This is a genomic window from Gordonia cholesterolivorans (assembly GCF_039531975.1).
Taxonomy (GTDB): domain Bacteria; phylum Actinomycetota; class Actinomycetes; order Mycobacteriales; family Mycobacteriaceae; genus Gordonia; species Gordonia sihwensis.
In genome coordinates this window covers 23,491-44,117 of record NZ_BAAARB010000026.1, presented here as the reverse complement: position 1 = coordinate 44,117, position 20,627 = coordinate 23,491, and the positions used below count along the sequence as shown (strand labels likewise).

Here is a 20,627-nt window from a genome sequence, read left to right as displayed (position 1 = left end):
AAAACAAAAAATAGTGGCACAAGAAATCCAAAACACACTATCGAGTTCTCAAAGAACACACACCCACCAGAACCAACCCCCACAAACAAGGGCCGAACACCAGCAGACATCTGCAATTAACTGTCAGCCACCCCGTCTCCGGAGCAACCTCACCAGCCTAACACAATCCTCCAGACACCCACCAATCAGTGATCCCTCACAGGACTCACTGATAGTCGAAGCTTTCAGACCCGATTCGGCCGACCCCGCACAAGAACACCACGACCGAAATCGCGGCGATCAGAGTAAGGGGACGTCATCGCGGCCGGGCCGCTCTGACTCCGAATAAGTTACGCACAGATGGACGTGAGGTCAAATCGGCGCAGGTGTGACCTGCGACAAGTTCTTGGCGCAGTGGTGGTGGGAACGGCGCAGGGCGGCCCGGCTTTCGGCCGGACCGCCCTGTGGGGGTGTTTTGGTGGGGAATCTCGATGCGCTCCCCCGCTTCGCTCCTCCGCTTACTCGATGAGCCTAGTTCGCTCCTCCGCTTACTCGATGAGCCTAGTTCGCTCCTCCGCTTACTCGATGAGCCTGGGAGAGGTTCGATGAGAGTGGGGAAGCTCGACGATTCCTGACCGGCCCCGCGTCGCTACCGCTGCGCGACCGTCGTCGGGAGGATCGGCGACGGGAGCTGGGTGGAACCCATCAGGTACGCGTCGGCGCCGGCGGCGGCGGACCGTCCCTCGGCGATCGCCCAGACGATCAGCGACTGTCCGCGTCCGGCATCGCCCGCGACGAACACGCCGGGGAGTCCGACGGCACCGAAATCGCCTCCGCGGGCCACGTTGCCTCGAGCGTCGTAGGTGGCTCCGAGCTTGTCGAGCAGATCGCCGCGCTCCGGGCCGACGAAGCCCATCGCGAGCAGCACCAGGTCCGCCTTCAATTCGAAGTCCGTGCCCTCCACCTTCTCGAAGCGGCCGCCGGTCATCTTGACCTCGTGGGCCTTGAGCGCGGTGACCTTGCCGTTCTCTCCGACGAACTCCTCGGTGTTCACGCTGTACACGCGCTCGCCGCCCTCTTCGTGAGCGGACGAGACCCGGTACATCAGCGGGTACGTCGGCCACGGAGTCGATTCGGCACGCTCGATCGGCGGCTTGGGCATGATCTCGAACTGGTGCACCTGTGCGGCACCCTGGCGCAGCGAGGTGCCGAGGCAGTCCGCGCCGGTGTCGCCGCCGCCGATGATCACGACGTGCTTGCCCTCCGCCGTGATCTGGCCGTCCACCACGTCACCGTGCTGGACGCGGTTGGCCTGCGGCAGGAACTCCATCGCCTGATGGATGCCGTCGAGCTCGCGTCCCGGAATCGGGAGGTCACGGCCGATGGTGGAACCGTTGGCCAGGACCACCGCATCGAAGTCGCCGCGGAGTTGCTCCACCGTGACGTCGACACCGACGTTGACTCCGGTACGGAAGACGGTGCCTTCGGCCTCCATCTGCTCGAGCCGGCGGTCGATGAACCGCTTCTCCATCTTGAACTCGGGAATCCCGTATCGGAGGAGACCGCCGATACGGTCCGCGCGCTCGAAGACGGTCACATCGTGGCCGGCACGCGTGAGCTGCTGTGCGGCCGCCAGTCCGGCGGGTCCCGAACCGACCACGGCCACCTTCTTGCCCGTGCGCTGCGTGGGGATCACCGGAGTCACCGTCCCGTCGCCCCAGGCCTTCTCGATCAACTCCACCTCGACCTGCTTGATGGTCACGGCGGGCTGATTGATGCCCAGCACGCACGACGCCTCGCAGGGCGCCGGACACAGCCGCCCGGTGAACTCGGGGAAGTTGTTGGTGGCGTGGAGTCTGTCCATGCCTGCGTCCCACTGGTCGCGGTACACCAGATCGTTCCACTCGGGGATCAGGTTACCGAGCGGGCATCCGTTGTGGCAGAACGGAATTCCGCAGTCCATACAGCGGCTCGCCTGCGTCTGCAGGGTGCCCTTGTCGAACTCGGTGTACACCTCTTTCCAGTCGAGCAGCCGCAGTTCGACGGGCCGGCGGACCGGCGTCTCCCGCTCGGGGTGCTTGAGAAAACCTCTCGGATCAGCCACGTGCCGCCTCCATGATCGCTTCGTTCACATCTCGTCCGGAGCGCTCGGCGGCGTCGATGGCGACGAGCACCTTCTTGTAATCGCGGGGCATCACCTTCACGAAGTGCCCGCGGGCGACGTCCCAGTCGTCGAGGATCGCCGCGGCGACCGGCGAACCGGTCTCGTCGCGATGCTCGGTGAGCAGGCCCGACAGCACGGTCAGATCGTCGGCGTCGAGCTCTTCGAGCTCCACCAGTTCGGTGTTCAGGTCGGCCTCGAACTCACCGTGCGGGTTGTAGACGTATGCGACGCCGCCGGACATGCCCGCCGCGAAGTTCCGTCCGGTACGTCCCAGAATCACGGCGGTACCGCCGGTCATGTACTCGCATCCGTGGTCGCCGACGCCTTCGACGACCGCCTGGACACCCGAGTTGCGGACACAGAACCGCTCGCCGACCACACCGCGCAGGAAGATCTTGCCCGCCGTGCCGCCGAATGCGATCACGTTGCCGCCGATGATGTTGTCCTCGGCCACGAATTCGGCGGGCGCGTTGCGCGGCGGCCGAACGACGATCTTGCCGCCCGAGAGCCCCTTGCCGACGAAGTCGTTCGCGTCGCCCTCGATGCGCATGGTGATACCGCGCGGGACGAAGGCGCCGAAGCTGTTGCCCGCCGAACCGGTGAAGTCGATGGAGATCGTCCCCTCCGGCAGTCCCTGGGCACCGTAGGCCTTGGTGACCTCGTGGCCCAGCATGGTTCCGACCGTCCGGTTCACGTTGCTGATCGGGGACGCCAGCGTGACGCGGGTGCCGGACTCGATCGCGGCCCGGGCCTTCTCGATCAGCTCGTTGTCGAGGGCCTTGTCCAAGCCGTGGTCCTGAGTGCCGGAGCAGTACAGGTCCTGGTTCATGAACGGCGACTCGGGCATCGTCAGAATCGGCGTCAGGTCGAGCTTGCCGGCCTTGTGGTTCTTCCAGTGTTCGAGCGCCTTGCGCGTATCGAGCGCCTCGAACCGTCCGACGGCCTCCTGCAGGGTGCGGAAGCCCAGGCGCGCGAGCAGTTCGCGCACCTCCTCGGCGACGTAGAGCATGAAGTTCTCGACGAACTCCGGCTTGCCGGAGAACCGCTCACGCAGCAGCGGGTTCTGCGTGGCGACGCCCACCGGGCAGGTGTCGAGGTGGCACACGCGCATCATGATGCAGCCCGAGACCACCAGCGGAGCGGTCGCGAAACCGAACTCCTCACCACCGAGCAGGGCGGCGATCATCACGTCGCGGCCCGTCTTCAGCTGACCGTCGACCTGCACCACGATGCGGTCGCGCAGACCGTTGAGCAGCAGTGTCTGCTGGGTCTCGGCCAAGCCGATCTCCCACGGGGCGCCGGCGTGCTTCAGCGAGGTCAGCGGGCTCGCACCGGTGCCGCCGTCGTGTCCGGAGATCAGGACGACGTCGGCGTGCGCCTTGGAGACGCCCGCGGCGACGGTGCCCACACCCAGTTCCGACACCAGCTTCACGTGGATCCGGGCCTGCGGATTCGCGTTCTTCAAGTCGTGGATCAGCTGAGCGAGATCCTCGATCGAGTAGATGTCGTGGTGCGGCGGCGGCGAGATGAGGCCGACGCCGGGCGTGCTGCCGCGCACCTCGGCGACCCACGGGTACACCTTGTGCGGAGGCAGCTGGCCGCCCTCGCCTGGCTTGGCGCCCTGCGCCATCTTGATCTGGATGTCGGTGCAGTTGCTCAGGTAGTGGCTGGTGACACCGAAGCGGCCGGAGGCGACCTGCTTGATCGCACTGCGGCGCCAGTCGCCGTTCTCGTCGTGGACGAAGCGGCGCGGGTCCTCGCCGCCCTCACCCGAGTTCGACCGGCCACCCAGACGGTTCATCGCGATCGCGAGCGTCTCGTGCGCCTCCGCCGAGATGGAGCCGTAGCTCATCGCGCCCGTCGAGAAACGCTTGACGATCTCGCTGGCCGGCTCCACCTTGTCGATCGGGATCGGGTCGCGGTCGCCGAAGTTGAAGTCGAACAGACCGCGCAGTGTGCCCAGCTTGGCGGCCTGGTCGTCGACCAGCTTGGTGTACTCCTTGAACACCGAGTACTGACCGGTGCGGGTGGAGTGCTGAAGCTTGAACACCGTGTCCGGGTTGAACAGGTGGTACTCGCCCTCGCGGCGCCACTGGTACTCGCCACCGACCTCGAGTTCGCGATGAGCGCGCTCGGCGGGACGCTTGGTGAACGCGAGAGCGTGACGCTGGGCCACCTCGTCGGCGATCTCGTCGAGCCCGATGCCGTCGAGCTGGCTGTTCAGACCCGTGAAGAACTCGTCGACGACCTCCTGCCCCAAGCCGATGACCTGGAACAGCTGAGCGCCGGTGTACGACGGCACCGTCGAGATGCCCATCTTGCTCATCACCTTCAGGACGCCCTTGCCCGCCGCCTTGATGTAGTTGGCGCGCGCGACGGCGAAGGTGGCCTCGTGGCTCATGTCCTCGGTCCCCGGGACGTCGAGGCTGCCCGACTCGAGCATGTCCTCGATGGTCTCGAAGGCCATGTAGGGGTTGATGCCGCTGGCGCCGAAGCCGACGAGCAGCGCCATGTGGTGCACCTCGCGGGCGTCGCCCGACTCGATGATGAGGCTGGCCCGGGTCCGGGTCCGCTCACGCACCATGTGGTGATGAACCGCCGCGGTCAGCAGCAGCGACGGGATCGGCGCGAGGGTCTCGTCCGACTCGCGGTCGGAGAGCACGATGATGCGGGCGCCGTCGGCGATGGCCGCCGACACCTTGCTGCGGACTCCGTCGAGTGCCCGACGCAGACCTTCGCCGCCCTCGGCGACCGGGTACAGACCGTGGATGTGCACGGAGGGGAAGCCGGTGGCCGGGTCGATCTCCACGAGCCGCGCCAGATCGTCGTTGTCGAGAATCGGCTGGCTCAGCACGATCTGCTTGGCCGAACCCGCGGCCGGGTTCAGCAGATCGCGCTCACCGCCGATGCGGCCGCCGAGGCTGGTGACCACCTCCTCGCGGATGGCGTCGAGCGGCGGGTTCGTGACCTGGGCGAACAGCTGCTGGAAGTAATCGAAGAGCATCCGCGGCCGGTTCGACAGGACGGCGACCGGGGTGTCGGTGCCCATCGAGCCCAGCGCCTCGCCGCCCGTCGCGGCCATCGGCGAGATGAGCAGCTTCAGATCCTCGGTGGTGTAGCCGAACATCTGCTGACGCAGCGTCACGCGATCGTGCGCCATGTGCTTGTGCGGCGGCGCGGGCAGGTCGGACAGTGCGACCTGGTTGGCGTCGAGCCACTCCTGGTACGGCTGCTCGCCGGCCAGCGAGTCCTTGATCTCCTCGTCGGCGACGATGCGGCCCTGCGCGGTGTCGACCAGGAACATCTTTCCGGGCTGGAGTCGCTGCTTGGCGACCACATCGGCGGGGTCGATGTCGAGGACGCCGACCTCCGACCCCAGAACCACGAGCCCGTCCTTGGTGACCCAGATGCGGGACGGACGCAGTCCGTTCCGGTCCAGGACGGCGCCGATGACAGTGCCGTCGGTGAAGCAGACCGACGCCGGTCCGTCCCATGCCTCCATCAGTGCCGAGTGGTACTCGTAGAACGCCCGATGCTCGGGCTTCATGTCCTCGCTGCGCTCCCAGGCCTCCGGGACCATCATCAGCACGGCGTGCGGCAGGGTGCGTCCGCCCAGGTGCAGCAGCTCGAGGACCTCGTCGAACCGTGCGGTGTCCGACGCGCCGGGAGTGCAGACCGGGAACACCTTGTCGAGGCTGTCGCCGAAGACGTCGGTCTTGATGAGCGACTCGCGGGCGCGCATCCAGTTCTCGTTACCGCTGACGGTGTTGATCTCGCCGTTGTGCGCGACTCGGCGGAACGGGTGGGCGAGAGGCCACGACGGGAAGGTGTTCGTCGAGAAGCGGCTGTGGACCATGCCGAGCGCGCTCTCCACACGCTCGTCCTGCAGGTCCAGGTAGAAGTCGCGCAGCTGAGGCGTGGTCAGCATGCCCTTGTAGACGAACGTCTGCCCCGACAGGCTCGGGAAGTAGACGGTGTCGCGGCCGGGGCCGTCCTGGCCGGCGCCCTTCTCGCCGAGCTCGTACTGGACGCGCTTGCGGACCACGTAGGCCTTGCGCTCGAGTTCCATGATCTCCGCGCTGGACGGTGTGCGCCCGCTCGCCTCGCTCCCGGCGAGCGCGAGGAAGACCTGCCGGAAGGTCGGCATCGCATCGCGCGCCAGTGCGCCGAGCGAGCTCTCGTCCACCGGCACGTCGCGCCATCCGAGGAGAGTGAGCCCCTCCGCGGCGATGATCTCCTCGACGCCCTCGACCGCCTCGGCGGCGTCGCCGGCCGACTGGGGCAGGAAGGCGATGCCGGTGGCGTACGAGCCCTCGGCGGGGAGGTCGAAGTCCACCACCTCGCGCAGGAAGCGGTCGGGGACCTGAATCATGATGCCCGCGCCGTCGCCCGTGTTGGGCTCGGCACCGGCCGCACCGCGATGCTCGAGGTTCACCAGGGCGGTGATGGCCTTCTCGACGATGTCGCGGCTGCGGCGACCGTGCATGTCGACGACGAACGCGACGCCGCACGCGTCATGCTCGTTGATCGGATCGTAGAGCCCGACGGGCCCCGGCAAGTGCTTCATGAATCTGCCTACTCCGCACGCGACGCTGCGTACTGATACGTACTGGAGAGAGTCCCGGGTCAGAGGTCAGTGCGAACCAGCGCACCGCCCGGGGATTCAGCTTCATTGCTGGCCCGCTCAGGTCGCAGGGGGTGACCCCTCGACGCAAAGCGCAGTACTTCAAGTATTCCACTCGGGCCCGGCTGAGGCAAAAAGTGGATACAGTCCCACTGTGTACACCACGTCACACGCGGGTGAAAGTCGCGCGTCACTGCGTGCCCGCGCCTTCTCGAGGTCGACGTTCGCCTCGCGGCCGCTGATGGCCGCGGCGGGGCGGAGTGTCCTGGCCAGTCCGCGGCTCCTGACGATGACCCGCCCGGGCGTCAACCGCGGCCTGTCGCTGCTGAGCCCGGTTCCGCGCGGCACCCGCATCACCCCGGTCCGCGAACTCACCGACTCCGGGCAGGTCCGCGGCGAGTGGGTTCACGGGCGCGGGCGAGCCGACGTCCCGGCACCGTCGACCGACGACACGATTCTCTATTACCTGCACGGAAGCGGATACGTGATCTGCTCGGCGCGCACCCATCGCGGGCTGGTCGCACGGCTCGCCGGGCGCGCGGGGATCGGCGCGTTCAGCCTCGACTACCGGTTGGGTCCGGAGCATCGTTGGCCCAGCGGCGGCGACGACACCGTCCGCGGATACCGCTGGCTGCTCGATCAGGGGTTCGACGCCGGGCAGATCATCGTGGCCGGCGACTCGGCCGGTGGCCACCTGGCGCTCGACCTCCTGGCCGCCAATCACTCCGACGGCGTGCCGCAACCGCGGGCGATGGCACTGTTCTCGCCGCTGTACGACCCCACTTTCCAGCTCGCACGAGATCTGGCCGACCGCGGCGTCCGAGACCCGATCATCGACGTCGGCGCGGCGGTGACCTTCCTCGGTCTCTACACCGCGGGCGCCGATCCCGACCATCCGCGGATGCGGATCAAGCTCTCCCCCGCGATGGACCTGCCGCCGACCCTCATCCAGGTGGGCGCGCGAGAGATCATGGCCGACGACGCCCGCACCGTCCACCGCAGGCTGCTCGACGCCGGTGGACTGTCGGAGCTGCAGGAGTGGCCTGGTCAGGGGCATGTCTTCCAGATGTTCCCGTACTTCTCCCCCGAGTCGGAGCGGGCTGTGGGCGCGGCCGCTGAGTTCATCTCGCGGCAGCGCCGCCGATAGCGGACGCCACGCGGCGACCGATGTCCGTTTGTCGGGCACGTCTGCCGGACGGGCGATAGTGTCGAAGGCGGGGCCTCGGCAGGCGCCGAGCCCCGTACAGCCCGCACTCAACCTTCCTGGGAGGGTGATATGTCCGAGGAGACCACCAACTACACGACTACCGACTCCGGCGCTCCGGCCGGCAGCGATGAGCACTCGCTCACCGTCGGCCCCGGAGGGCCGATCGTTCTGCACGACCACTATCTGCTCGAGCAGATGGCCCAGTTCAATCGTGAACGCATCCCCGAGCGCCAGCCCCACGCCAAGGGAAGCGGCGCGTTCGGCACTTTCGAGACCACCGCCGACGTCTCGCCCTACACCTGCGCTTCGCTGTTCCAGCCGGGAGTGAAGACCGAGATGGTCGCGCGCTTCTCCACCGTCGCGGGCGAGCGGGGCAGCCCCGACACCTGGCGCGACCCCCGCGGATTCGCCCTGAAGTTCTACACCGACGAGGGTGTGTACGACATGGTCGGCAACAACACGCCGGTGTTCTTCATCAAGGACCCGATGAAGTTCCAGCACTTCATCCGGTCGCAGAAGCGGCGTGCCGACAACAATCTCCGCGACCACGACATGCAGTGGGATTTCTGGACGCTGTCGCCCGAGTCCTCACACCAGGTCACCTGGCTGATGGGCGATCGCGGCATCCCGCGCACCTGGCGGCACATGAACGGCTACAGCTCCCACACGTACCTGTGGGTCAACGCCGAGGGCGTCAAGCACTGGGTGAAGTACCACTTCATCACCGATCAGGGCATCGAGTTCCTGACCCAGGAGGAGGCCGACCGGCTCGCCGGGCAGGACAGCGACTACCACATGCGGGATCTGTACGAGTCGATCGATCGCGGCGATCATCCCACGTGGACGTTGAAGGTGCAGCTGATGCCGTTCGACGACGCCGCGGGCTACCGCTTCAATCCGTTCGATCTGACGAAGGTGTGGCCGCACGGCGACTATCCGCTGCACGAGGTCGGGAAGATGACCCTGCACACCAATCCGACGGACAATCACGCGCAGATCGAGCAGGCGGCCTTCGAGCCGAGCAACGTGGTCCCGGGAATCGGTTTCAGCCCCGACCGGATGCTCCTGGGCCGGGTCTTCTCGTACTCGGACGCACACCGCGCACGGCTGGGAGCCAACTACAAGCAGATCCCTGTCAACCGTCCGCGCAACGAGGTGCGCAGTTACTCGAAGGACGGGGCGATGCGGATCGATCCGGTCACCGACCCCGTGTACGCGCCCAACTCGAAGGGCGGTCCGGCCGCGGTGTACCCCGGACAGGCCGAACCGCAGTGGGCGGCCGACGGTGAGATCGTGCGCAGCGCCTACGTCGATCACCCGGAGGATGACGATGTGACGCAGCCCGGAACACTCGTCCGCGACGTGATGGACGACGCCGCGCGAAGCCGGTTGGTCGACAACGTGGTCGGTCACCTGCTCGACGGTGTCTCCGAGCCGGTCCTGTCCAGGGCTTTCGAGTACTGGCGGAACATCGACGCCGACACCGGTGCGGCGATCGAGGCGGGAGTGCGCGCGGCACAGTGATGCCGTCGCGGTAATCCTGGGCGTCGCCGGCCGAGTCATTCATCGAACAGAGAACTCGGCCGGCGGCGCATAGGATCGCCGCATGAAACGATTCCTGCTGTCGCTGGTGGCGCTCATCGCCACCGTGATCGGCGTCTTCTGGCCGCTGGTCGCGAACTCGGCGTCGTCGGGCGACGAGACCGTCGACACGGCCGTGATCACCGATTACCGCGCCGACTACGCCCTCGCGCGCGACGGCGAACTGGCCGTGGACGAGACGCTGACGGTCGATCTGCCGGAGGGCAAGCACGGGATCTTCCAATTCTGGGATGTCTCCGACGCGGACCCGGAGAACAAGGGCGTGCGTTACGAACCCCGCGACATCCGGATCACGATGGACGGGCAGGCGGTTCCGTTCGAGCTGGGTTCCGAGGAGGGCGGCAAGTTCGAGACGGCACGGATCGGCGACGCCGACACCCTCGTCTCGCCCGGCGAGCACGTGTACCGGGTGTCGTACCGGATCGCAGACACCATCGCGGACGGCGACCCGGGCCGCTTCATCTGGCGCGTGGTGGGCAACGGCTGGCGGATGCGGATGGAGCGCTCCACCAGCACCGTCCACTTCCCCGAGGCGCCGACGTCGTTCGCGTGCAGCACCAACAACGGAACCGCGTGCCAGGTGTCGGAACCGGACCCGGCCACGCGAGTGGTCACCACCGGCCCGCTGGAACCGAACGTCGGCGTCGCGGTGAAGGCCGACCTGCCCTTCCCCGGTCCCGGCCGCGCACAGTTGCCGTGGTCGGTGTCGATGGACCCGATTCTGGGCACCTCGAAGGCCATGCCGATCGTCATCGTTCTGCTCTCGCTTCTGACGTTCGCCGGGGGCTTCTACTGGATGTGGCGCAGCCGGGAGCACGCGCCGCTGCTGCCGGTCATGTACGAGCCGCCGGCCGACCCGCAGAATCAGAGCCGCGAGCTCGGACCGGTCCAGACCTACTACGTCGCATACGAGGACATGCCCAAGAAGGCGCTGGTCTCCACCCTCTTCCACCTCGCCGAGCAGGGACACGTCCGGCTCGACCGGACGTCGAACAAGGACTGGACCGTCATCTCGCAGCTCACGCCGGAGCGGTTCGCCTCACTCGATCCCGCCGCCAACGCGGTGGTCGCGGCACTGGGCCTGTCGCACGAGGGCTCGACCTTCACCGCCGACGGATCCAAGAACGCCGGACTGCGGCTGTCCACGGCGACCAAGGAGATGGACGCCGCGACCGCCAACTGGGGCACCGGGAGCGGAGCGCTGCGGGTCAGCCGCTCGGAGCTCGCTGGGCGCGTGGTCGTGGCGGCGGCGGTGGTCGTCGCAGCCGTGTTGATGATCTTCCAACTCCTCCCGGGCACGATCATGGCGCTGCCGTTCGCAGCGTTCGCGGTCGGCGGCGCCGGACTCTACGTGGCGGGGGTCGGCACCCGGCGTACGCGGCTGGGCCGTGAGGTGTGGTCGCGGGCCGGCGGTTTCGAGCGGCTCCTGTCGACGACGTCGAACCGGGAACGACTCGACTTCTCCGCCCGCAAGGACCTCTTCACCAGCTACATTCCGTACGCGATGGCCTTCGACTGCGCCGACGCGTGGGCCGCCAAGTATCGCTATGCGACCGGGCAGGAACCGCCCGACCCGATCTGGTTCCCCGGCTTCTACATCGGCAGCTCGCATGCCCTGTTCGGCGGCGCCGGCTCCGGCATGGACAGCTTCGAATCGAGCCTCTCGTCGTCCCTGTCTGCGTACAGCTCGTCGCAGTCGTCCTCAGGCGGCGGCGGAGGATTCGGCGGCGGCTTCGGCGGCGGAGGAGGCGGTGGCGGAGGAGGCGGTTCGTGGTGAGCCCGTCGCGGCCGACCGTCCCTCCATGCCATTCTCTGTGCACGTCCCTTAATAGAAAGAGGCACCAATCGTGATCTGGGCACTGATCGTCATCGTTGTCCTGCTCGTCCTGCTGGCCGTCTTCGCGATGGTCGGCTTCAACAAACTCCGCAAGGCGGACATCACCGCTCAGGAAGCGCTCGGCGGTATCGACGTCCAACTCACTCGGCGCGCCGATCTGATCCCCAACCTGGTGAACACGGTGAAGGGGTACGCGGCCCACGAGTCGGGCGTGCTGGAGGCGGTGACCGAGGCCCGCGCTCACATGCAGCAGGCGGCGCAGGGGGCGTCAGTGGCCGACAAGGCCGCCGCTGAGGCGCAGATGAGCGGAGCCCTCGGCCGGCTGTTCGCTGTCGCTGAGAACTACCCGCAGCTGCAGGCAGCGCCCAATTTCATGGCGCTGCAGACCGAACTCGGAGAAACCGAGAACAAGCTCTCGTTCGCGCGCCAGTACTACAACGACGCCGTCTCGCGCCTGAACCAGGCGGTGCAGACCATCCCGTGGATGCTGTTCTCCGGCATGGCCGGGGTTCGCGTCCGCGAGTTCTACCAGGCCCCGGCGGGACAGGAGCAGCCGCCGCAGGTTCAGTTCTGAGCAGCAGCGCACTCGCGAGCCGCCGGGAGGGAAGGCCTCAGGGCTCCCACCGGCGGCTCGTGCTCGGATAGCGGACCCGCAGGTAGCTGTACAGATACCAACTGATCGCCATGGCGATGGCCGCGCCGGCGGCCCACCACAGCCAGCCGTTGAGCAGGCTCGAACGCACCGCGGCGACCAGCCAGGCGATCGTGAAGAAGACGGTCGCGATGGTCGCCAGGACTCGGACGGTGAGCACGATGAGCGCGGCCGCCGACCAGATCGCTCGGCGACCGGCTCCGGGTTCGGGGTCAATACCCATTCCGAAAGCGTAGGCGACGCAGGACAATGGGGCCATGAGGACGATACTGAACGTGTTGTGGCTGGTCCTGTGCGGACTGTGGATGGCGATCGGTTATGTACTGGCCGGCATCGTCTGCTGCATCCTCATCATCACGATCCCCTTCGGTATCGCGTCGTTCCGCATGGCGAACTACGCGCTGTGGCCCTTCGGACGCACCGTGGTCCGCAAGCCGACCGCGGGCGCCGCGTCGACGGTCGGCAACGTCATCTGGATCATCGTCGCGGGTATCTGGCTGGCGCTGGGCCACCTCACCACCGGCCTCGCCCTGTGCATCACCGTCATCGGCATCCCGCTGGGTGTCGCGAGCTTCAAGATGATCCCCATCTCCCTGGTACCGCTCGGCGCCGAGATCGTCTCGACCAACGATCCGCGCGCGGCGTACTGAATCGACCGGTGACGGGGCGGTGCCGGCGGTGTCCGGTCCCGCGGGTCGCTGTTCGGCCGGGCATCATTGATCCGTGGCGATGGCGTGGATCGGCGGCGCACTGGTGCTCGCCGGTGCGACGGCCCTGGTGACGGGAGTTCTGCCCGCCGCGGACGCCGCCGCGACATTCGACCGAGCGTGGCCGGTGCTGCTGTTCGTCGTAGCGATCACGGTGGTCGCGCAACTGGCCGCGGAAGCCGGGGTGTTCGAAGTGGTCGCGGCGCGGCTCGGCGTTCTGGCCCGCGGCCGGGTCTTCGGCCTGTGGCTGCTGACGGTCCTCTTGGCCGTGGTCTGCACGGCCTTCCTGTCGCTCGACACCACCGCGGTCCTGCTGACACCGGTCGTACTCGCATTGGCGCGCGTCGCGGGCGTCGCGCCCGCACCGTTCGCGCTGACCACGGTGTGGCTCGCGAACACCGCTTCGTTGTTGCTTCCCGTCTCCAACCTGACGAATCTGCTGGCACTGGACCGTATGAACGTTCGCGGCGCCGCGGGCTTCGTCTCCCTGCTCGGGCTGCCGGCCGTGTGCGCAACGGCTGCAACGGTCGGGGTCCTGTGGCTGCTGCATCGACGCGAGCTCCGCGGCCGATTCCGTGCGTCGCCGGTCCCGTACGTCGGCGATCAGACACTGTTTCGGATCTGTTCGTCGATACTCCTGCTTCTCATCCCGCTGCTGGTGGTGATGCCCGCACCGTGGGTGCCTGCCTGCCTCGCCGCGCTCGCCCTCACGGCGACGTTCGCCCTCCGCCGACCCGAGGCGCTGCAGTTCGGCCTGATTCCGTGGTCGCTTCTGTTGTTCGCCGGCGGCCTGTTCCTGGTGGTGGGCGCGGTCGAGGCCTCGGGCCTGCTCGACCCCATCGGTCGGCTCTCCGAACACGGCACGGCGAGTGTCTGGGCGTTCGCGGGGGCGGGCGCAGTCGGCGCGAACCTGGTGAACAATCTGCCGGGCTTCCTGCTCCTCGAACCCGCGACCACCTCGCCGATCACCTTGGCGGCACTGCTGATCGGAGTCAACGCGGGACCCCTGGTGACGCCGTGGGCCTCGCTGGCGACGCTGCTCTGGCATCAGCGGCTGGTCGACGACGGAGTCGAGTTCGGCTGGCGCAGATACGTCTTCGTCGGTGCTGTCGCCGCTCCGGCCATCGTCGCGGCGGCCACGCTGACGCTGTCGGCGACATCCTGACAGGGCGGCCGGCGGTCCAGCGCCTGCGCGGCGTGACGACTCGGCGCGGACCGGCTCAGTGCGGTGACTGCTCGAACGCGCGAACCGCCGAGCCGACGCTCGGATACACGCTGTCGGGTGCCAGATCGGCGAGCAACTGCGCGGTCTCGAGTGCGCCCCGCAATTCCGGGGTCACACCGGCGAGGATGAACCTCGCATGCACCGAATGCACGTAGTCGATGAGATCGCGCAGTGCCTTCGCCGCCGAATAGTCGACGTCCGAGATCGCCGAACAGTCCAGCACCAGCCATCGCACCGGGTCGGGCGCAGCTTTGATCAGCGCGGTCACGTCGTCGGTGAACCGTCCGACGTTGGCATAGAAGAGGTCCGCGTCGTAACGGAAGACGATGAGCCCGGGCAGGGTCTGATGCCCGGGTCGGGCGCTCTCGTACTCGCGCTGCCCGTTCCGGCCGACCCCGACGACGAACCGCTCCGGGCGGTACTGACGGTGAATGATCTGCAGCACCGACATCACCATCGCGGCGACGATGCCGGTCAACACGCCGAAGACCACCACCATCACGGTCGTCAGCACCGCGATGGCGAACTCCACGCGCCGGATCCGCCAGATGTGCGCGAACCCCGCCCAGTCGATCAGATCGAGTCCGACCATGAACACGATCGCTGCCAGCACCGCCTCCGGGAGATCACCGAGCGGGCCGGACGCGGCGACCACCACCACGAGCGTCACAACGGCGGTCGTGATGTTCGCGACCTGAGTGCGGCCGCGCTGCCGGTCGAGGATCGCGGTCTTGGTGGGACTGCCGTTCACCACGAACGAGCCGGTGAGGGACGCGGAGACGTTCGCCGCCGACAGCCCGAGGATGTCGCGGTTGACGTCGATCCGATCTCCGTGGCGCTGAGCGAAGCTGCGTGCCGTCGCCGCACTCTGCGCCAAGATCACCAAGACGCACCCGAAAGAGACCGTGAGAACGGTGGGAAGGCGCCCGAGCACCTCGCTCATCGGTGGAAAGTCGATCGACGGCGGACCGGCGTCGACGGGCCCGACCGTCGGCACCCAGCGATCGAGGCCGAATACCGCCACGGCGACGATCGACCCGATCACGATCAGAATCGGCGTCGGCAGGCTGGGCCGCAGCCGTCGGACGCCGAGCAGGCCGGCCAGCGTCACCGCGGCGAACAGCATCGACTGCCAGTGCACTCGGTCGACGTCCCCGATCACGTGCGCCCACTTCTCGAGAGTGTGGCCGGCGTCGCGCTTCGGTTCGCCGAGCATACCGGGGATCTGCTCGGTCACCACGAGCACGCCGACGCCGGCCAGGAAGCCGACGAGCACGGAGGTCGACAGGAAATCGCCCAGGAAGCCCAGGCGCAGAACTCGGGCGACCAGCAGCATCACGCCGGTCACCAGTGCGATGAGGCCGGCCCAGGCGAGCCACTGCTCCGTGTCGGGCCGCAACCCGACCACTCCGAGACCCGCGATGCCCGAGGCGAGCAGCGCCGCGGTGGCCGAATCCGCTCCGACCACCAGCAGCCGAGACGCACCGATCAGCGCGAAGACCACCGCCGGCACGATCAGCGAGTACAAGCCGGCGCCGATCGGGACATGGGCGATGGAACTGTAGCCCATCGCCTCCGGGATCGCGACGGCTGCGAGCGACGCCCCGGCGAGGACGTCGGCCCGCAGCCAGGAGCGCTGATAGCCGCTCAGCGCGGGCGGGCGAAGACGCGTCAGCCGGTCAATGGCCACGACGAATCCACTCGTCGAGGTCACCTGCCTCGGCACCGACGGTGGTCTCGTCGCCGTGCCCGGTGCACACGCGCGTCTGCGGGTCGAGCACCAGGATTCGGTCGCGGATGGATGCGATGATGTCGTCGAAACTGGAGAACGAACGCCCGGTGGCGCCCGGTCCGCCCTGGAACAGGGTGTCGCCGCTGAAGAGCACGTTCGCCGACGGCGCCCACACCACGCACGAGCCGGGGGAATGGCCCGGCGTGTTGATCACCTCGAGTTCGTGGCCGCCGACCACGATCCGCTGTCCGTCCGAGAGTTCGTCGTGGGCCACTCCCGGGTGAGTCCGGTCCCACAGCATCTCGTCGGCCGGATGCAGCAGGATCGGTGCGCCGGTCGCCTCGGCGAGTTCCGGGGCGACTCCGATGTGGTCGTTGTGCGCGTGGGTCAGGACGATCGCCACCACGTCGCGGTCGCCGACGGCTTTCAGGATCGGCGCCGCGTCGTGCGCGGCATCGATGATGACGGCCTGGTCGTCGTCGCCGACCACCCAGACGTTGTTGTCGACGTCCCAGGTGCCGCCGTCGAGCGAGAACGTTCCGGAAGTGACGACTCGGTCGATCCGCAGACCGGCGGGGACCGATCCTTCGGGTCCGGTGGACTCGGTGCTCACAGCTCCACCACCGAACGCAGGACGCGGCCCTCCTCCATGGCCTTGAAGGCGTCGTCCACACCGTCGATGCCGATGCGCTCGGTGACGAACTTGTCGAGCGGAAGACGGCCCTGCAGGAACAGGTCGATGAGCATCGGGAAGTCGCGTTCGGGCAGGCAGTCGCCGTACCAGGACGATTTGAGCGCCCCGCCGTGACTGAAGAAATCGACCAGCGGCATCTCGAGGCGCATCTGCGGCATCGGCACACCGACCAGCACCACGACACCGGCGAGATCGCGGGCGTAGAACGCCGTCCGGTAGGTCTCGGGGCGGCCGACGGCGTCGATCACCACGTCGGCGCCGAATCCCCCGGTCAGTTCCTTGACGGCCTCGGCGACGTCGTCGATCGCCGACGCGTCGATGGTGTGGGTGGCGCCCAGTTCTCTGGCCCAGTCGAGCTTGCTCGGGTCGCGGTCGACGGCGATGATCGTCGTGGCACCGGCCAGGCGCGACCCGGCGATCGCCGCGTCGCCGACTCCACCGCAGCCGATCACCGCTACCGAATCGCCGCGACCGACCTCCCCGGTGTTCATCGCGGCGCCGAGCCCGGCCATCACCCCGCAGCCCAGGAGGCAGGCGACGGCTGGATCCGCGGCTTCGTCGACCTTGGTGCACTGTCCCTCGTGGACGAGCGTCTTCTCGGCGAAGGCGCCGATGCCCAGCGCCGGAGTCAGTTCGGTGCCGTCGGCGAGGGTCATCGGCTTACTGGCGTTGAAGGTGTCGAAGCAGTACCAGGGCCGACCGCGCTTGCAGGCGCGGCACTCGCCGCACACGGCACGCCAGTTCAGAATCACGTAGTCGCCGGCCGCGACGTGGGTCACCGCGTCGCCGACCGTCTCGACGATGCCCGCCGCCTCGTGTCCGAGCAGGAACGGGTACTCGTCGTTGATGCCGCCGGTGGCGTAGGCGAGGTCGGTATGGCAGACGCCGCACGTCTTGATCTTGACCACCACGTCATTGGGTCCGGGATCCGGGATCGTGATGTCGACCAGTTCGGTAGGCGCGTTCTTGCTGCGGGAGACGACTCCCTTGACGACGATGGGCACGTGTTCTCCTAGTCGGACGGCCGCACTTCGACGCGTTCAGCCGAGAGCGGCGATGAGTTCTGCCTTCTTCATCGTCGAGTATCCCTTGATTCCGGCCGCCTTGGCCTCGGCACGCAGATCCGCCACCGTCTTCGACGCGGTTCCCGACTTCGGCGCGGGCTTGGCGGAAGCAGCCGGCTTGGTGGCACCGGACTTGGCGGCGGTCTTCGCGGCGCTCGGCTTGGCAGCACCGGACTTGGCGGTGGCGGACTTGGCGGTGGCGGGCTTGGCGGTGGCGCCGGTGGTCTTGGCGCCGGGTTCGGCGGTCTTGGGGGTGGCGGGCTTCGCAGTCGCCGGCTTCGCGGCGGACTTGGGCTCAGCAGGCTTCGCGGCGGACTTGGGCTCAGCAGCCTTCGGCTCGGCGGGCTTGGGCTGCGCCGGCTTCACGGCGGTCGGTGCCTTGGATGCGGGCGCGGGCGTCTCAGGCTTCTTCGGCAGCATCGGAGAACGGGCGAGCATCGTGTCGCGGAGCGCGACCACTTCGGCGGAGAGGCGCTTGACCTCTTTCTCCAGTCGCTTGATCAAGCTCTTCTTGCCACTCATCACTGGTGTACCTCCATATGTCTGTGGCTCCAGCCGGAGTGCCCGACCGGGTCAATTGTGACCCTACTGTGAGCAAACCCCGCGATGCGACTCGCGGGTAGCATGCGTCGCCGCAGATCCGAACAGCGGGGTCAGCGTGCGGAATGAACGTGAACCACACGCAGGTCGGCGTCGAGCACCACCAGATCCGCGCGGCGGCCCGATGCCAGGGCGCCGATGTCAGCGCGCCCCAGAACGCGGGCGGGGTTGGCCGAGGTCATGGCCACCGCCCCGAGCAGGATCTCGTCGGAGACGCGGTCTCGCACGCCCGGGGCGTCGGAGCGCAGGCCCGCGACCGTCCGCGCGAACAATCCGGCCATGGTGGCGGTGCTTCCCGCGATCGCGCCGGTCCGCGCGACCCGCGCGGCGCCGTCGGCGACGGAGACGTCCAGAGCACCCAGTCGATACGCGCCGTCCGGCATGCCGGCGGCCGCCATCGCATCGGTGACGAGCGCGACGCGGTCGAAGCCGACGGCACGCTGCACGTCGCGCACCAGGGCCGGATGCAGATGCACCCCATCGGCCACCAGCTCGACCACCACGCGGGGATCCTCCATGAGGGCCAGCGGCGGTCCGGGTTCGCGGTGGCCGAGCGGCGCCATCGCGTTGAACAGATGCGTTGCGACCCGAGCTCCCCGCGCAATCGCCTCTCGGACCTGGTCGTAGGTGGCGTCGGTGTGCCCCACGGCCACCGTGACACCCGCACTCACGAAGCGGTCGATCGCCTCCATCGCGCCGGGAAGCTCGGGAGCCAGCGTCACCATCACGACGGCGCCGTCGGCCAGTTCGAGGAGTTCGTCGATCTCGCCCGGCGACGGCGGGCGCAGCACGTCCGGGTCGTGCGCCCCGCACCGCGCACCGCTGATCCAGGGTCCCTCGAGATGGATGCCCGCGCTGATCCCCTCGCCTACCAGAACGCTCAGACGCGCGACGATGTCGCGGAGCTCGGCGCGACCGGCGCTCACCGTGCTCGTCACCGTCGTCGTGGTTCCGTGCTCCCGGTGGAATCGGGCGGCGGCCCGCACGTCGTCGCCGATCCCGTCCGTGTACGACGATCCCCCGCCGCCGTGGACGTGCATGTCGACGAAACCCGGCACGATCACTCCGTCGGCGAAGGTCGCACTCGCCGCGGCCGGCGGCGGCCCCGCGCCGACACCGGTGATGAAGCCGTGCGCGATCTCCACCCAGCCCGGCCGGTGGACCACGCCGTCGGCGACGACCGTGCCCGCGGCGATGATCATCGTCTCGTTCAAGGGAGTCCCTTCCGCGAATCGACTCGACACCAGTGGCTCGGAGTGTATCGCCGGCGACGCCGCGGATCGGCGCCAAACTGCAGGAAGAGACGCCTGGTGAGTTCAGTCTCAAATTCCTTGACCGGGTCGTCCGACCGGCGGAACAGTGGAGTGCAAGCTCTACTCAGGCAGCTCTCCCCAGGAGGTTCTCATGAGCTCCTCATCGTGGTTCGTCGCGCTCCGGCACCCGTCGCCCGCCGATCTCGAACTGTGGCTCGAAGCCCAGGCGGCGGACGGCCGCGTGCTGACCGACTACTCGCTGCTCAGTCCGCTGCGAATGCGGTTCACCGAGTCCGCTCCGGCCCGGGTCCGGTACGCGGTGGAGCGGCGCGCCGTCCCCGCACCCGTCGACTACTTCCGGTTCCGCGAAGCGCAGGGCTGGGAGCACGTGGGTCAGGCCGCCGACTTCCACATCTGGAAGCGCCCGTACACCGGCGAGCGCCCGGCCGGGTTCATCGGCGAGGATCTCGGCCGCCGGGCCTCCGCCCTCGCGATCGGGCTCGGAGTGATCGGAGTCCTGGCCCTCGCCGTGGCCCTGGCTCTCGGCGCCGTCGCAGGTCTGGCGGCCTTCGAGTGGACGAACTCGGTGGAATTCTGGGCTCCGGCCGTCGCAGCAGCCGTGGTGGGAGTGCTCGCCGTGACCGCCGGCGTCGTGCTCGCGGTCTCGGGCCGCAAGGCGTCCGCCCGCACCGCGCCGGGCGAGACCGCCACGCGCGAACGCGCCGAGATCGGCGGCTGAGCGCGCCCGATCTGTCGGTGTCCGCTGTTACCGTAGGGCCATCCGCTCAGGAGGTCACGATGGACAGTTCATCCGGCGTCTTCTCCGAGGCCGCGTTCGACGCGGCGATCGATCGAGTCTGGGTCAGATTCCGGTGTGAGTTGGCCGACCAACTCGACCAGATGAGTCACGACCACCCCGTCACCGTATTCGCACTCTGGACCGAGTTGTTCGGCCCGCAGCCCACCGTCGTATTCACCCACACGCTGAACTCCCGCCTGCGGTTGACCGTCGCGCATCGCGATCTGTATCCGTACGGGCCAGAGGACCGGCAGCGGGTGGCCATGCTGACCGACCGGGGCTGGCGCTCGCTGCGCGACCAGACGTGCATCGTCGAGTTCGCCCGGCGCGGAGTCGACGCCGCGGCGATGGCCGCACAGTACGCCCTACGGGAGGTGTGGGGCGTGCCCGATCCGAGCTATCTGGTGGCGGATCAGGACGACGTGCTGCGGACGTTCATCACGTCGGACGCCGCCGCGCGCGAACCCAAGATGCGCTGAACCCGATAG

At 68.1% G+C, this 20,627-nt stretch carries 16 protein-coding genes; 8 read left to right on the top strand and 8 right to left on the bottom strand.

Translation table 11 applies throughout. The annotated features are described in order from the left end of the window. Window positions 1-628 precede the first annotated feature (628 nt). Window positions 629-2,083, bottom strand: a complete 1,455-nt coding sequence (locus ABFX36_RS17440; protein WP_006897966.1) for a glutamate synthase subunit beta — start codon at window positions 2,081-2,083, stop codon at window positions 629-631. Continuing rightward, window positions 2,076-6,710, bottom strand: coding sequence for a glutamate synthase large subunit (gene gltB / locus ABFX36_RS17435; RefSeq protein WP_006897965.1), 4,635 nt, complete (start codon window positions 6,708-6,710; stop codon window positions 2,076-2,078). Before gltB ends, ABFX36_RS17440 begins: the two co-directional genes overlap by 8 nt. A gap of 211 nt (window positions 6,711-6,921) precedes the next feature. Between gltB and ABFX36_RS17430 the strand changes: the two genes are divergently transcribed. From ABFX36_RS17430 to ABFX36_RS17415, 4 genes are all read left to right on the top strand, one after another. After that, window positions 6,922-7,914, top strand: a complete 993-nt coding sequence (locus tag ABFX36_RS17430; RefSeq protein ID WP_039868056.1) for an alpha/beta hydrolase — start codon at window positions 6,922-6,924, stop codon at window positions 7,912-7,914. A gap of 129 nt (window positions 7,915-8,043) precedes the next feature. Continuing rightward, entirely contained in the window at window positions 8,044-9,498 is a 1,455-nt protein-coding gene (locus ABFX36_RS17425) for a catalase (RefSeq protein WP_006897962.1), read from the top strand. An 82-nt stretch (window positions 9,499-9,580) separates the two neighbouring features. Then, window positions 9,581-11,353, top strand: a complete 1,773-nt coding sequence (locus tag ABFX36_RS17420) for a DUF2207 domain-containing protein (RefSeq protein WP_346077586.1) — start codon at window positions 9,581-9,583, stop codon at window positions 11,351-11,353. A 70-nt stretch (window positions 11,354-11,423) separates the two neighbouring features. After that, complete coding sequence (locus ABFX36_RS17415; RefSeq protein ID WP_346077585.1) at window positions 11,424-11,987, top strand: LemA family protein; 564 nt, start codon at window positions 11,424-11,426, stop codon at window positions 11,985-11,987. A 37-nt stretch (window positions 11,988-12,024) separates the two neighbouring features. Here the strand turns inward: ABFX36_RS17415 and ABFX36_RS17410 are convergent, their stop codons facing one another. Then, on the bottom strand, window positions 12,025-12,288 hold the full coding sequence (locus ABFX36_RS17410) for a hypothetical protein (RefSeq protein ID WP_045538737.1): 264 nt from the start codon (window positions 12,286-12,288) through the stop codon (window positions 12,025-12,027). A gap of 34 nt (window positions 12,289-12,322) precedes the next feature. Here ABFX36_RS17410 and ABFX36_RS17405 point away from each other — a divergent pair, with 34 nt between their 5' ends. Further along, window positions 12,323-12,715, top strand: coding sequence for a YccF domain-containing protein (locus tag ABFX36_RS17405; protein ID WP_045538738.1), 393 nt, complete (start codon window positions 12,323-12,325; stop codon window positions 12,713-12,715). Between the two features lie 79 nt (window positions 12,716-12,794). After that, complete coding sequence (locus ABFX36_RS17400; protein WP_346077590.1) at window positions 12,795-13,937, top strand: SLC13 family permease; 1,143 nt, start codon at window positions 12,795-12,797, stop codon at window positions 13,935-13,937. 55 nt (window positions 13,938-13,992) lie between these two features. Here ABFX36_RS17400 and ABFX36_RS17395 read toward each other — a convergent pair whose 3' ends face one another. The 5 genes from ABFX36_RS17395 to ABFX36_RS17375 all read right to left on the bottom strand — a co-directional run bounded on the left by ABFX36_RS17395 (window position 13,993) and on the right by ABFX36_RS17375 (window position 19,289). Then, on the bottom strand, window positions 13,993-15,687 hold the full coding sequence (locus tag ABFX36_RS17395) for a SulP family inorganic anion transporter (protein WP_006897956.1): 1,695 nt from the start codon (window positions 15,685-15,687) through the stop codon (window positions 13,993-13,995). Beyond that, on the bottom strand, window positions 15,677-16,342 hold the full coding sequence (locus tag ABFX36_RS17390; RefSeq protein WP_006897955.1) for an MBL fold metallo-hydrolase: 666 nt from the start codon (window positions 16,340-16,342) through the stop codon (window positions 15,677-15,679). Before ABFX36_RS17390 ends, ABFX36_RS17395 begins: the two co-directional genes overlap by 11 nt. Further along, window positions 16,339-17,427: an S-(hydroxymethyl)mycothiol dehydrogenase gene (locus ABFX36_RS17385; protein WP_346077584.1), complete on the bottom strand. Its 1,089-nt coding sequence runs from the start codon at window positions 17,425-17,427 to the stop codon at window positions 16,339-16,341. The genes ABFX36_RS17390 and ABFX36_RS17385 overlap by 4 nt, the downstream gene beginning before the upstream one ends. A gap of 36 nt (window positions 17,428-17,463) precedes the next feature. Beyond that, window positions 17,464-18,009, bottom strand: a complete 546-nt coding sequence (locus ABFX36_RS17380; RefSeq protein WP_039868051.1) for a Rho termination factor N-terminal domain-containing protein — start codon at window positions 18,007-18,009, stop codon at window positions 17,464-17,466. Window positions 18,010-18,140: 131 nt separating this feature from the next. Further along, window positions 18,141-19,289 carry an N-acetylglucosamine-6-phosphate deacetylase gene (locus tag ABFX36_RS17375; protein WP_346077588.1) on the bottom strand — a complete coding sequence of 383 codons (1,149 nt, stop codon included), beginning with the start codon at window positions 19,287-19,289 and terminating at the stop codon, window positions 18,141-18,143. Window positions 19,290-19,491: 202 nt separating this feature from the next. Here ABFX36_RS17375 and ABFX36_RS17370 point away from each other — a divergent pair, with 202 nt between their 5' ends. After that, window positions 19,492-20,079 carry a DUF2812 domain-containing protein gene (locus ABFX36_RS17370; protein WP_006897951.1) on the top strand — a complete coding sequence of 196 codons (588 nt, stop codon included), beginning with the start codon at window positions 19,492-19,494 and terminating at the stop codon, window positions 20,077-20,079. 59 nt (window positions 20,080-20,138) lie between these two features. Continuing rightward, on the top strand, window positions 20,139-20,618 hold the full coding sequence (locus ABFX36_RS17365) for a TY-Chap domain-containing protein (protein ID WP_346077583.1): 480 nt from the start codon (window positions 20,139-20,141) through the stop codon (window positions 20,616-20,618). The last annotated feature ends 9 nt before the right edge of the window (window positions 20,619-20,627 follow it).